Raw genomic sequence first — 14653 nt, forward strand, 5'->3', positions numbered from 1 at the left:
TTTCTTTTGTTTGATATTTATAAATTTTCTTAAGAATTTTTTAACTTCATTAAACTTATTTTCTAATTTTAAAAGTTCTAGCTTTACTTAGGAACACCGCTATTTCTATTGTAATTTCGCTAAGCGTAAAAACACGTGTAACTTTTATGTAAGCTAAAACCTCATCATTTTTCATCCAAATGCGCTATATCACATTTACAAAATAAAACATAAGATTTCTGTATAAGGGACTAGCTTAAAAGTGTGAGTCAATTCAATCAAATTGAGGAACAAGGGGAGACTATCATGGATATGAAAACAATCAAACATGGGCTTAATCACTTGTTTGCCTTTGAAAACTTACCCGCCGATATGCATTCGCAAGCTGAGGATGAAATTGAGCAAGGCTTACGTTTTGAAGAGTTAGCCCTACAAGATCATGAGCGTATGCAAAATTGGTTAGATATTACCCCAAATGACCGCAATGCAATGTGGTGTTATCTTCGTGCAGCTTTAAGAGGTAACGCCGATGCTTCCTTTAAACTGGGTATTGGCTATTTAAACGGTCAATTTGGTTTAGATAAAAACTACACTGAAGCTGAAAAGTGGTTAAACAAAGCAGCAAGCCAAGGTCATCCCGACGCTGAACGCTGCCTACAAGAAGCCTTTAGTAAACTTGCCTTCTAATAAAAAAACCAGCCCTTAGGCTGGTTTTTCATTTACGGATAATTAACCCGTAATCTTTTTGTATTTCGTACGTTTTTGAGATGCATCTTCGCCTAAACGTGACTGACGGTAAGCTTCATATTCTGCATAGTTACCAGTGTAGAATTCTGGCTGTTCGTTCTCAAACGACAAGATGTGCGTTGCAATACGGTCAAGGAACCAACGGTCATGCGATACAACCATTACCGTACCTGGGAACACAAGAATTGCATCCTCAAGCGCACGTAAAGTTTCAATATCCAAGTCGTTCGATGGCTCATCCAGTAAGATCACGTTTGCGCCCATCTGTAAGATCTTCGCAAGTTGTAAACGGTTACGTTCACCACCAGACAATTCACCTACACGTTTTTGCTGATCTTGGCCTTTAAAGTTAAAGCGACCAATATAAGCACGTGATGCGATTTCGTAATCACCAATTTTCAGGATATCTAAACCGCCAGAAACTTCTTCCCAAACCGTTTTATTGTTATCCAAGGTGTCACGAATCTGACCTACGTAAGCCACTTTAACCGACTCACCTAAAGTCACAGTACCTGTATCTGGTTGCTGTTCGCCAGTCATCATACGGAATAAAGTGGTTTTACCCGCACCGTTTGGACCAACGATACCCACAATAGCTGTTGGAGGTACGGTAAACGTTAAGTTTTCGTACAACAAGCGACCATCGAATGATTTGCTGATGCCTTCCACTTCCACAACTTTATTACCCAAACGCGGGCCAGGTGGAATATAGATTTCAGACGTTTCATTACGTTGTTGGAATTCTTTAGAGTTAAGCTCTTCAAAACGTTCCATACGTGCTTTGTTTTTCTTTTGCTGACCCTTCGCATTTGAACGAACCCATTCAAGTTCTTTTTTCAATGCTTTAGCAAAAGATTCTTCTTGTTTCTGCTCTTGTTCTAAACGAGCATTTTTCTGTTCTAACCAAGAAGAGTAGTTACCTTGGTAAGGAATACCATGCCCACGGTCAAGCTCCAAGATCCACTCGGCAACGTTATCAAGGAAATAACGGTCATGCGTAATCGCAACGATTGTGCCAGGGAAATCTTTCAAGAAACGCTCTAACCAAGATACAGACTCTGCATCCAAATGGTTCGTCGGTTCGTCAAGAAGAAGCATGTCAGGCTTAGAAAGCAATAAACGACAAAGCGCTACACGACGACGTTCACCACCTGAAAGTAATGTTACGTCTGCATCCCAAGCTGGAAGGTTCAAGGCATCTGCCGCAATTTCAAGCTGGTTATTTAGGTTGTGCGCATCCCAAGCATGGATAATTGATTCTAATTTTTCCTGCTCTTTTGCAAGCGCATCAAAATCTGCATCTGGGTCTGCATATTCTGCAAATACCTGATCTAGACGTTCTAAAGCATCTAAAGCTTCACGTACGCCATCTTCAACGTTACCACGAACGTCTTTAGTTGGATCAAGTGGCGGCTCTTGCTCTAAATAGCCGATTTTAATTCCAGGTTGTGCACGAGCTTCACCTGAGAAATCTTTATCTACGCCAGCCATAATACGAAGCAAGGTAGATTTACCCGCACCGTTCAAACCGAGAACACCAATTTTGGCACCCGGGAAAAATGATAAAGAGATGTCTTTTAAGATTTCGCGCTTTGGCGGAACCATCTTAGACACTCGGTTCATCGTATAAATATATTGGGCCACGCAGGACTCCTCAATTGAAAAACCAACAGATCGCAATGAGCGAAAAATAGTAGCTATTATATGCTGAACGCGACAAAAAAATAAGGCGTGATTGAGTTTAATCGGTTTTTATGACTGATAAATGTCGTCAAAATTGTTTCCTGATATAAAAAATGCATGACCTTGAATCATGCATTTTTTACTTATCAGAATGCGGAGAGTTGAACTGATTTACATAGATTTATTTAATGAAATTATTGACTAATAAGTTTTTAACATCATCTACCCGACCCGACATTAATGCTTTAATCGCATAGAGTGAGGTCGATGAAACCTGATTCAGGTTAGGGTCTGGCGGCATTACTAGTTCCATCGGATTGGTATGAACATCGAGTAAAGCTGGGCCATCATGTTTTAAAAAACTCTCAACTGCCTGCTCCAACCCGTCGCCATGCTTTATTGTTTGCCCATGCAACCCAATGACGTTGGCAAGTTGACCAAAATCAGGATTGAGCAAATCAGTATAATGGTCAAGCAGTCCTTCAACTTTTTGTTCAAGCTCTACAAAATTCAACGAACTATTGTTAAATACCACAATCTTGATGGGTAATTTTTCCTGAATTGTAGTGAGCAGGTCTCCCAGTAACATGGCTAAGCCACCATCTCCACACAATGCAATAATCTGGCGATTCGGAAATGCTTTTTGTGCTCCAAGTGCTTGTGGCATGGCATTGGCCATAGTGCCATGTAATAAGCTGGTAAAGGTTCGACGTTTGCCATTGACGTCAATATGTCTTAATACCCATACCATCGGTGAACCACCATCTCCGAAGAAAATTGCATCCTGATCTGCATAGCGGTTGAGTAGCGAAACCAGATATTGTGGATGGATCAGCCCGTCTTTACCCACCCGCTCTTCTTTATGGCGTGTTTCATCACTCTGATGTTTCAGCTCAAGACAATGATCTAGAAAGTCACGTTCATGACGTGTTTCAAGTAATGGCAATAAAGCATCGAGAGTCGATGAAATTTTACCCACGGCGCCCAATGTAATTGGATGGCGTCGACCCAAATGGGTCGGATCAATATCAATCTGCAAGATTTTGGCATGACTTGGATAGTACTGTGCCCATGCAAAATCGGCACCCAGTAAAATTAGTAAATCACAATCCATGAGGGTGTGATAACCCGCTTTATTACCAAAAATACCTGTCATACCCATATTGTATGGATTGTCATATTCGACAAAATCTTTGGCACGTGAAGTATGTGCTACGGGAGCTTTTAACTTCTCTGCAAAAGCCACCAGTTGGTCATGCGCACCCTCACATCCTGCCCCTGCATAAATTCCAATTTTTTGATGCTGTGAAATCAGATCAACAATCTGTTTGAGCTCAGATTTACTCGGCAAAATATCGGGATCTGTTTGGCGTGGTACAAAAGGTAGACCTGCTTCAGCTGACGCTTCACTAATATTCGCAGGAACAATAACCACGGCGACACCACGCTTGGTCAGTGCAGCCTGACAAGCCATACTCATGATATGTCTAGCTTGTGAAGGTTGGGTTATTTCTTCACAGAAAACCGAATTTTTGGCATAAACCGATTTAAAATCGACATATTGTGGAAAGTCGATAAATCCGGCCATCTCGGTAGAAATCTGGCTGGCAATCAAGATGACTGGGGCACGATTACGATGCGATTCATACAAACCATTAATAAAGTGCAGACTCCCTGGTCCACAAGATCCTGCACATGCCGTTAAGTGACCACTGAGTAAAGCATCCGTGCCTGCTGCAAAACCACCAACCTCTTCGTGGCGAACATGAATCCATTCAATTTTACTCTTAGACATGGAGTCGGTGACATGGTTTAAGGTATCACCCACAATACCGTAGCAACGTTGAACACCTGCTTGTTCCAGCACCTCAATGATAATGTCAGATACTTTTTGAGTACTCATTACTTCACTTCTCCAGCTTTTTTATCATGAATTGAATTACTTTTGCTTTTTATAGTGTTCTTGCAAGGTTCAGACTGCCAGTAAGTTTTTGTGGCTTTCTCTCAACATCATGTAAATTCAATTCAGTGATCTGAAAAAATTAAACTAAGTTCTTTTATGCTTAAAACTGCTGAACTTTACATAAAAATATCTAAATCATGCATAAAGAGTATGCTAAAAAATCTGGATTATTCTTTGACCACTTCGATGATAACAATGTCACATACATACCGAGATGAAACCTTAGCCATTCACGCAGGCTACACTCCTGAAGCAACAACCAAAGCGGTCGCTGTTCCGATTTATCAAACAACTTCTTATGCATTTGATAATACACAGCATGGTGCTGATCTTTTCGATTTAAAAGTTCAAGGCAATATTTATACTCGCATTATGAACCCGACCACTGCTGTGCTTGAGCAACGCCTTGCGGCACTCGAAGGCGGCATCGGTGCTTTAGCTTTAGCATCGGGAATGGCAGCAATTACTTATGCAATTCAGACGATCACCGAAGCTGGAGATAATATTGCTTCTGTCTCAACTTTATATGGCGGTACATATAACTTATTTGCCCATACACTACCAAAACAAGGAATTGAAGTTCGCTTTTTTGATTATCAAAAGCCTGAAAGCTTACGTAATTTAATTGATGATAAAACTAAACTTGTCTTTGTTGAGTCAATTGGTAACCCGCTCGGCAATATCATCGATTTAGAAGAAATTTCAAAAATCGCTCATGAATATGGTGTACCTGTCGTTGTCGATAACACGGTGCTACTCCTGCTTTATTAAAACCATTTCAATATGGCGCCGATATCGTTATCCATTCGCTTACTAAATATATTGGTGGTCATGGTAATAGTATTGGCGGTGCGATTGTCGATAGCGGTAAATTTCCTTGGGGTAAATATCCAAAGCGTTTTAAAGTTTTGAATACACCAGACCCAAGTTATCATGGGGTTAATTATGTTGAAGCTTTAGGTGAGGCAGCTTATATCGCGCGAGCACGTGTAGTGCCATTACGCAATACAGGTGCTGCGATTAGCCCGCTCAGTGTTTTCTTAATTTTACAGGGTCTAGAAACGCTTAATTTACGGATGGAACGCCATACTGAAAATGTACAGAAAGTCGCGGAATATTTGCAAAATCATCCAAAAGTAAAGTGGGTCAATTACGCAGGCTTAAAAGATCATCCACAACACCAACTTGCACAAAAATATGTAAAAGGTAAACCTTCTGCAATTTTATCCTTTGGTGTTCAAGATGGTCGTGAAGGGGGTACTCGCTTCATTGATGCACTACAGCTATTTACTCGTCTGGTGAACATTGGTGATGCTAAAAGTCTGGCTTGCCATCCTGCAACAACCACACACCGCCAGCTTAATGAACAAGAACTAAAAGCCGCTGGAGTAAGTGAAGATATGGTTCGTCTTTCTATTGGTATTGAGCATGTCGATGACCTAATTGCCGACTTAGAACAAGCACTTTCATCTGTATAATTTTTAAACCAATAAATAAGCCTCTGGAATATAGAGGCTTTTTTATTTTCATTTGATTTACCCCTTCACAATAATTAATGGATTAGGGTAATAATTTAGAGCTTTTACTCTAAATAAATTGTTAAATTTCATATATTTACACACTAGACAATTTTTATACATCTATTAAGATAGGGCAATATTTAGGAGTTCATCAGGATGAACCAACGGTTGTAAAAAATAAAAATTACATACCGGAATAAATAGCCCCTGCCCCTACTTAGGTAAAATGCTGTGAATAAAAAATTAGAAGCTCTGTTCCAAGAAAAGGTACAAGGTAAAGTCATTTTAGTGACAGGTGCCTCAAGTGGAATCGGTTTAACGGTTTCGAACAAACTTGCTGACGCTGGTGCGCATGTTTTACTGGTTGCCCGTACTCAAGAAACATTAGAAGAAGTGAAAGCAGATATTGAAAGCCGTGGCGGTCAGGCATCAATTTTCCCATGTGATCTTAACGACATGGACATGATTGATCAGGTTTCTAAAGATATTTTAGCTTCTGTTGATCATATTGATATTTTAATCAATAACGCAGGTCGCTCTATTCGTCGTGCTGTTCATGAGTCTTATGATCGTTTCCATGACTTTGAACGTACCATGCAATTAAACTACTTTGGCGCTGTACGAATGGTGCTTAATATTTTGCCTCACATGATTCAACGTAAAGACGGTCAAATTATTAATATTAGTTCAATCGGCGTATTAGCAAATGCAACACGCTTCTCTGCTTATGTCGCTTCTAAAGCTGCGCTTGATGCATTTAGTCGCTGTCTTTCTGCCGAAGTTCATGCGCATAAAATTGCGATCACATCAATTTATATGCCTTTAGTGCGTACCCCAATGATCGCACCAACCAAAATTTATAAATACGTACCGACCCTTTCACCTGAACAAGCAGCTGACTTAATTGCTTATGCAATTGTGAAACGTCCAAAACGTATTGCGACGAACTTAGGTCGTTTGGCGTCTATGACATATTCAGTCGCGCCGGGCATCAACAACATGTTTATGTCGATTGGTTTCCGCCTGTTCCCAAGTTCTGATGCAGCAAAAGGTCAAAAAGCTGAGAAATTGAACTGGGCACAAAAAGCTTATGCACGAATTTTCCCAGGTGAACATTGGTAATTCGGCATATTAAGATGAGTTAATAATAAAAAAGCAGAACACACTGGTTCTGCTTTTTTATGAGCAAAATCTAGATTTCCAATAAAATATTTTATGTCGTATTAATAATTATTATTGAACCTTCCATCTAATATATAGTTTAAATTTAATAAATATTTTAATTTTAAATAAAAATAATTTAATATAAACAAATAAATGACGCAAAAAATAAATTGCTATAAAGCTGAACTTTAAAATTCATTGTGAGAACTTCATGTTAAATCCTTTACACTCAAAAAAAATACGCCCATTGGTTTATGCAATTTCAATTAGTTTTACAACACTCGGAACTCTTTCTATTCCTTGTGGTGTAAATGCATCAGAAAATACTGAAAAAACTACTACCAATAATCAATCGACACCGCAAACAAATGAAAATCCAATGTCTAAACTAGATTGGCATATAGGACCCAAAAAAGAAAATGTCGCTAATGTTGCAACCCTAAATACACTTAAAGATGAAGGTTTTCTAGATCCCAAAAATTCAGATAAATTTTTAGAACTTACTGGAAATCTAACGGATGGAAGCACAAATATTCTTGTTTCACCAAATGAAACATGGTGGGCAACCTTTAATTTTGATCCATCTGGTTATGTAAAAGATGATGAAAAAATTGATGCTGATACGTTATTAAAACAACTTAAAGAATCAGATGGCCCATCCAATGAAGAAAGAACTCGCTTAGGATTACCTAAACTTTATACTGTAGGCTGGGCAGTTCCTCCCCATTATGATAATCAAACCAAACGATTAGAATGGGCTTTGAAAGTACGTTCAGAAGATAATTCAGAAATAATCAATTACACGATTCGCATATTAGGCCGTACAGGTGTGACTAGCGCAACGCTTGTATCTGATGAAGAACAACTTACACAGAATATTGATGAGTTTAAAAAGAGTTTAAACGGATTTGACTATAATTTTGGTGAGAAATACGCTGAATATAAAGAAGGCGATAAAATTGCTGGATATGGCTTAGCAGCCTTAATTGCAGGTGGTGCAGCAGTTGTTGCAACTAAAAAAGGTTTTTGGGCTGTAATTGCGGCATTCTTTGCAGCAGCTTGGAAATTTATTGCTGTAGGTGTAATTGCTGTAGGTGGATGGATTAGCTCGCTTTTCAAAAGAAATAAATCATAAATGCATCTTTCTTTAGAATCTCTTTTGGTTTTAGGTATAGTTGGGTTCTATATATATGACTCAACTTACCTTTATTTTTATAATGAATTCATTATTAAAAAAGGCATTAAACACTCTTTTAAAGCACAATTCATTTCTAAAAAGTTAAACTTTCTTAGTAAATATCTAGTAGTTTTTGAGTTCTTTTTACCTTATCAACTTGTTTTCAAATGCTCATGGAGACTAAATGATTTCAAAAATCAGGCACTCTCTCGTGAGGATATAGAAAATATTCAGCTCATAACAGCTACTCTAAAACCCCTTCAATTCGTCAATATTATTTTATTTATACTGATTCTTATATTATTACCTATAATTTTTTTATTAAAGTTGAATTACGTCATTCTAGCTATCACTATTACTACGATTTATTTTTTAAATCTGATTAATATTTTTTATGTGATATCTAAAAGAAAAAAATTAAAGCTTTCTTGGAGTAAAGTTTCACAACTAGCACTTGATACTTTTTTGTGCCCCCCTTTTTCTTTAAATTTATTAAGGAAAATAAGCTTAAATTATGCAGTAAAGTCCGAGGGAACTCTCCTAGCTAAACAGATTCTGACTAAAAAAGGTTATCAAGACTTTTTAAATAATATCTTGAAAGATCTCAAAGTATTAAAATCAATATCAAACCAAGAAAGTATCTCTACGATTGAACATAAAGAGCAACAACTTATCGCATCTCAAGACTTAAGCTATAAAAATGAATAATAAAAAGCCCCTTATCAGGGGCTTTTTATTATTCATATAATCAATTTACTGCTTAAATTTAGACTAAAGAACATTACGCATCTAAAAATTCAACATGCCCTGTTTTAACATCGTAAATCGCACCAATAATTGCAATCTCACCACGGTCTAGCAAGTCTTTAAGTACTGTACTGTTATTAATAATATATTGAATGTTGTAGTGAACGTTCATTGCTGTCACCGGATTAATAAAAGCTTTGTTTACCTCACGTGGTTGCATAATGTCATATACACTTTCTACCGAGCGCATGAGCGGTCCAAGCACATATTGAATATGCGGCATTTCTTTCACATCAGAGACTTGTTTTTGCTGTAAGTGTAGCTGACATGCACTGGTCACTGCCCCGCAGTCGGTATGACCTAAAACTAAAATGACTTTAGAACCTTTGGCCTGACAGGCAAACTCAAGTGAACCTAGTACTTTTTGACCTGCGATATTACCAGCAATCCTTAAACTAAACAGATCACCAATACCCACATCAAAGATCATTTCGGTAGGCGCACGTGAATCCATACATCCCAAAACAGCCGCAATTGGGTGTTGACCTTCATCTGCAGTGACACGGATTTGACGGTAAATATCACGTTGTAAACGTTCATTTTTTACGAAACGTTCATTACCTTCTTTAAGTAAAGTAACCACCTGCTGCGGACTTAATTTACGCTGTAAATCTCTAGTACTAATGTAAATATCAAGAACTGCATCATCTACTTCTTCATAGTGCTGTTTAAACCCTATAAGCTTCAAATCAACCTGACGCTTAACTGCAGTTTCATTTTGATAATCTTGAATGACCTGATAAATATCTGGATCAATCGAATCGCATTGAGTCGCATCAATAATCAACTGCTGATCTTTATGAACATGTTCCAATGCTGAAATGAGTGCTGAACGATTAAGAAAAGTCACTTGTGATGGAAGCTCAATACGGGTCACGATTCCGTGTAAATGCTTTTCTTTATAAACACGAACGCCTTTATTGAAGTTGCCATATAAAATAAACGCACTACTGGTAAATAGACCCACCAAAATTCCGGTTAATAAGTCTGTCAGCAAGATTGCAACAAGAGTGATAATGAAAGGTAAAAACTGTTTCCAGCCTTTTTGATAAAGCTGTTTAAATAGCTTTGGATGAGTCAGTTTAAAACCAGTCACGATTAATATCGCTGCAAGCGCAGACAATGGAATCATATTCATGAGTTGAACAAAGAATAAAACTGCTAGTAGCAATAATATGCCGTGAATAATCGTGGAATATTTACTACGTGCGCCTGTATTTGCATTTACAGAACTGCGGACAATGACTGAAGTGACTGGCATGCCACCAATTAAACCTGAAACAATATTCCCCGCACCTTGTGCCCACAGTTCACGATTAGGTGGAGATGAACGCTTTTGAGGATCAAGTTTATCTGCGGCTTCTAGGTTTAGTAATGTCTCTAAAGACGCCACAATCGCGAGTGTAATTGCTCCAGTATAAATTAATGGTTCAGCCAGATAGCTAAAGTCTGGAAAAACCAATACCTCTTGCGGCGCTTGCAATATGTTTGGTAGTTGAATCAAATTATTGGTTTGTACTGCCCAAGGCGAGCCGATATTCATTAACACAAAGTTTAAAACTGCTGCAATGACCACAGCAATTAAAGCCGAAGGTATGGCCAACTTTTTAAGTGGACTATTATCCCAAGCTAAAATTAAAAATAAACTCAGTAGGCCAATAAGCGCTGCGCCAGCGTCAAAGTGCTGAAGAAAAGTATCAGGTGTAGCAGTCCAAACGTTTTTCCATGAAAAGTCAGTCAGCCCAAATAAATATGGCAGTTGAGTCACAATCAGAATGACACCAATAGCAGCCAATAATCCTAAAATGACGTTGTTTGGAATAAAGTTAGCAAAGAAACCTAACTTAAATATTCCAAATAGAATTTGTAAAATTCCTGCAAATACAATACACAATAAAAAGGCGGCATAGTTGCCGCCTAATTGATCTAACTGTACAAGGATGACCGCAGTCAGCCCTGCTGCTGGGCCAGAGACACTGATGTGAGAACCACTCAGTAGACCAACAATAATTCCACCAACAATCCCGGCAATAATACCCGAAATGATTGGAGCGCCTGAGGCTAAGGCAATACCCAAACATAAGGGTAACGCCACGAGAAATACGACCACTCCCGAGAGAAGATCGTTTAAATGAAATCTATTTTTCAGTTCTAAAGCCGGCATAAAAACAACCATTTATAATATAAAAAAATAATCAATTTTTAATGTAACTGCCTGAAAGTGAGGAACTTACTTCAAGGCTTTGTCGATATTGTCTGACAACTGAAAAGGGTTAAAGTTGAGTTATGCTATAACGTTGTATAGTTGATTGTAGATTTCACAACGTTTTTGTTGATCTTAAGATTCACCTCATCTTTAACAGTGCGATTTTTTAATAAATACTCATGATTAACTATTTATAAATATAACTGGTACAACAATTTATAGATTTGGAAAGTTGAATAAGATACGAAAATGCTTAAGTACACTAATCTTTATTAGATAATTTTTATTTTAGATTTATAAAATATAGCCTATCCAAACATTATCTGTTTCAACAATATAATATTCATCCCCATCAATTCTTTTTACTTCACGATATTTCTCAATTACATTGTTATTAAACCATTTTTTTGAACATTCATAATCTTTTTGAGTCTCATAGTCACTAGGGGCACCAACCCAATCTTTCTCATATGACGTTATTTCTATTTTCTTTTCCCAATTAACTCTATTCATAATATCGCCCACTTCTTGCCACTTGCCTATATTTAAAAAAGTATTATTAAAAGATTTTTCAAAAAGCTCATGATAATGCTCAATTTTTTCATCAATTGTGCAAACAACTTGTGACCGCTTTAAATCATTTTCAAATAACCATATTCTTAAATAGTAAGGCTGGCCTAAGGAGTCTAATTGCTCTTTCCATGACATGTATATTTGTAATAACCCACCAAGGAATAATTTCTTATATATACCTTGTGGCTGTGGATACTGACTATTTGTTAAAGATAACCTATCCCATGGGCTAACCCAAAATTTTACATATTCACACTGATATTGCTTTAAATATGCAATATCAAGAACCAGATGATCATCGATCCATTGTTTAATTTCTCTAATTCTCCTTTTTTCTCCACGAATTTTTTTATATTTAATCATTGTTTATCCTATTATTTCTAAATAAAAAAGAAGCCTATCGAGATAGGCTTCTTTAATCAAATTTTTAATTTAGCAGTTTATTTAGAACCTTTAATTCCTGCTTGTAGTAACAATGCACCAAAACCACCAATTTTTTGCTCTTGTGGTTTTTCTTGCTTGCTACGTTGTGGACGCTCAACCTGATCTTTACGCGGCTGTTGAGGGCGCTTAGCTTGCGGCTTACGCTCAGAACGCTGATCGTTATTTTGCTCACGACGCGGTGGACGCTGTGCCTTAACAGGAGCTGCGCCTTCTGCACGCATACTCAAGTTCACACGGTTACGCTCAGCATCAACTTGCATCACACGTACTTGTACAATCTGACCTGGTTTAACTACTTTATGCGGATCAGAAACAAACTCATTTGCTAATTCAGAGATATGAACTAAACCGTCTTGATGTACACCAATATCAACAAAGGCACCAAAGTTTGTGACATTGGTAATTACACCCTCAAGCTGCATGCCTTCAGTCAATTGACCCACTTCAGTGATATCTTCGCGGAATTTAGCAGTACGGAACTCTGGACGCGGGTCACGGCCTGGTTTTTCAAGTTCAGCTAATACGTCTTGAACTGTTGGCAAACCAAATTTGTCATCAACAAATTCATCAGCTTTTACTTGGCGAATGATTTCGGTATTACCAATAATGTCTTTAACTGTCGTCGCTTTCGCCGCAACAATTTTCTCAACAAGACCATAACTTTCAGGGTGAACAGCAGAAGCATCTAAAGGTTCAGAGCCATTTTGGATACGTAAGAAGCCAGCTGCTTGTTCAAAAGTACGCTCGCCTAAACGAGGTACGCTTTTCAACGCTTGACGGTTATCAAAACGACCATGTTCTTTACGGTATTCAACGATTTGCTGAGCAATTGCTTTGTTTAAACCTGCAATGTAAGCCAGGATTGCTGGTGAAGCAGTATTTACATCAACACCAACAGCATTCACACAGTCTTCAACTACCGCATCAAGTGTTTTTGCCAAACCAGTTTGATTTACATCGTGTTGATATTGACCTACACCAATCGATTTCGGGTCGATCTTCACAAGCTCAGCAAGTGGGTCTTGTAAACGGCGAGCAATAGAAACTGCTCCACGAATTGAAACATCAAGCTCTGGAAGTTCTGCCGAAGCCAGTTCACTTGCAGAGTAAACAGATGCACCTGCTTCGCTTACAGTCACACGTGTTAATTTAAGGTCTGTATTTGCAGCCATCATTTCAGCAACTACAGCTTCTGTTTCACGGCTCGCAGTACCGTTACCAATCGCAATAAGCTCTACGTTATATTCACGACACAAACGAGCCAATTCAGCAATTGAACCTTCTTTATCTTCTTTAGGTGCAAATGGGTAAATCGTGCTATGAGCAAGTACATCACCTGCATCACTTACGACAGCCAGTTTCACACCTGTACGGATACCAGGGTCAACGCCCAAAGTTGTACGGCTACCTGCTGGGGCAGATAACAATAAATGACGAAGGTTTTCAGCAAATACCTGCATTGCTTCTGCTTCAGCAGCAAGACGTTTTTCTGTTAGCAATGAATGCTCGATTTGAGGACGAACTTTACCTAACCAGAATAATTTTGCAGTTTGCTTTAAGAAATCTTGGCGAGTTTGTGGCTGAACTTGATCAAGGTTGTATTCAGTTTCAATACGTGCCAAAGGTGCATCATCTTCACCATCTACTTTTAAACCAAGTACGTTTTCTTGACGGCCACGTAACATTGCCAATAAACGATGAGAAGGTAGTTTGTTTAAGCCTTCAGAGAATTCAAAGTAATCGCGGAACTTTTTACCGACTTCTTTCTTTTCTTCAGAAGCAACTGTACTTTTTAATACTGCTGTTTTTGCAAAAGTTGCTTTTAATTCTGTAGTCAGCGCAATGTTTTGTGCCCAGTCATCAATCAAAATATGCTGAATTGCATCTAACTGACTTTCAACATCTGGATATTCTTCATGACTAAAACCAGCTAATGCTTCTGTCGGGTCGATTTGTTCTGCAATAATTTTTTCAGCGATTGGTCCTAGACCCGCTTCTTTCGCCTTGAAAGACTTACTCGTACGCTTAGGACGGTACGGTGCATAAATTTCTTCTAAAGCATTTTTTGTTTCGGCTGCATTCACCCGCGCCAATAAGTCATCATTCAATTTATTCTGTTCTTGCAATGACTGAATGACCTTTTCACGGCGCTCATATAAATCACGTAAATACGCTAAACGAGTATCTAATTGGCGTAACTGCGTATCATCTAAACCTTGTGTTACTTCTTTACGGTAACGGGCAATAAATGGAACACTGGCACCTTCGTCAATTAAGCGGATGGCAGCTTCTACTTGGTTTGGACGTACGGCAAGCTCACTTGCCAACTGCTGAACTAAGTCAGTCATCGTGTTTGATCCCACAAGGATAAAGTTTAAAAGCAATGATTA

9 protein-coding genes and 1 pseudogene are annotated in these 14653 nt (G+C 38.3%); 5 read left to right on the forward strand and 5 right to left on the reverse strand.

Translation table 11 applies throughout. The features are described from left to right. The first annotated feature begins 285 nt into the window (after positions 1-285). Complete coding sequence (locus ACLCEG_RS10560; protein WP_004705135.1) at positions 286-666, forward strand: tetratricopeptide repeat protein; 381 nt, start codon at positions 286-288, stop codon at positions 664-666. Between the two features lie 42 nt (positions 667-708). On the opposite strand, the gene ettA is transcribed toward ACLCEG_RS10560, so the two are convergent. Both ettA and ACLCEG_RS10570 read right to left on the reverse strand, forming a co-directional pair. Beyond that, positions 709-2370: an energy-dependent translational throttle protein EttA gene (ettA, locus tag ACLCEG_RS10565; RefSeq protein WP_004705132.1), complete on the reverse strand. Its 1662-nt coding sequence runs from the start codon at positions 2368-2370 to the stop codon at positions 709-711. A 220-nt stretch (positions 2371-2590) separates the two neighbouring features. Next, entirely contained in the window at positions 2591-4312 is a 1722-nt protein-coding gene (locus ACLCEG_RS10570) for a thiamine pyrophosphate-dependent enzyme (RefSeq protein ID WP_406520537.1), read from the reverse strand. A gap of 255 nt (positions 4313-4567) precedes the next feature. Here ACLCEG_RS10570 and ACLCEG_RS10575 point away from each other — a divergent pair. The 4 genes and pseudogenes from ACLCEG_RS10575 to ACLCEG_RS10590 all read left to right on the forward strand — a co-directional run bounded on the left by ACLCEG_RS10575 (position 4568) and on the right by ACLCEG_RS10590 (position 8941). After that, positions 4568-5850, forward strand: a pseudogene (locus ACLCEG_RS10575) (O-acetylhomoserine aminocarboxypropyltransferase/cysteine synthase family protein). Positions 5851-6123: 273 nt separating this feature from the next. After that, the gene (locus ACLCEG_RS10580) at positions 6124-7014 is read left to right on the forward strand and encodes an SDR family NAD(P)-dependent oxidoreductase (RefSeq protein ID WP_004705127.1); all 891 of its coding nucleotides are present in this window, start codon (positions 6124-6126) and stop codon (positions 7012-7014) included. Positions 7015-7267: 253 nt separating this feature from the next. Then, positions 7268-8191, forward strand: coding sequence for a DUF2167 domain-containing protein (locus tag ACLCEG_RS10585; protein ID WP_410567439.1), 924 nt, complete (start codon positions 7268-7270; stop codon positions 8189-8191). Next, positions 8192-8941 carry a hypothetical protein gene (locus tag ACLCEG_RS10590; protein WP_410567441.1) on the forward strand — a complete coding sequence of 250 codons (750 nt, stop codon included), beginning with the start codon at positions 8192-8194 and terminating at the stop codon, positions 8939-8941. It abuts the gene before it with no gap. 73 nt (positions 8942-9014) lie between these two features. Here ACLCEG_RS10590 and ACLCEG_RS10595 read toward each other — a convergent pair whose 3' ends face one another. The 3 genes from ACLCEG_RS10595 to ACLCEG_RS10605 all read right to left on the reverse strand — a co-directional run bounded on the left by ACLCEG_RS10595 (position 9015) and on the right by ACLCEG_RS10605 (position 14611). Then, the gene (locus tag ACLCEG_RS10595; RefSeq protein ID WP_410567443.1) at positions 9015-11204 is read right to left on the reverse strand and encodes a bifunctional SulP family inorganic anion transporter/carbonic anhydrase; all 2190 of its coding nucleotides are present in this window, start codon (positions 11202-11204) and stop codon (positions 9015-9017) included. A gap of 336 nt (positions 11205-11540) precedes the next feature. Then, a complete protein-coding gene (locus ACLCEG_RS10600; RefSeq protein WP_410567445.1) occupies positions 11541-12182 on the reverse strand; it encodes a hypothetical protein in 642 nt (213 codons plus the stop codon). Between the two features lie 77 nt (positions 12183-12259). Then, positions 12260-14611, reverse strand: coding sequence for a Tex family protein (locus ACLCEG_RS10605; protein WP_410567447.1), 2352 nt, complete (start codon positions 14609-14611; stop codon positions 12260-12262). Between the last annotated feature and the right edge of the window lie 42 nt (positions 14612-14653).

The sequence above is a fragment of the Acinetobacter sp. H1(2024) genome, from assembly GCF_046557555.1.
GTDB lineage: Bacteria > Pseudomonadota > Gammaproteobacteria > Pseudomonadales > Moraxellaceae > Acinetobacter > Acinetobacter seifertii.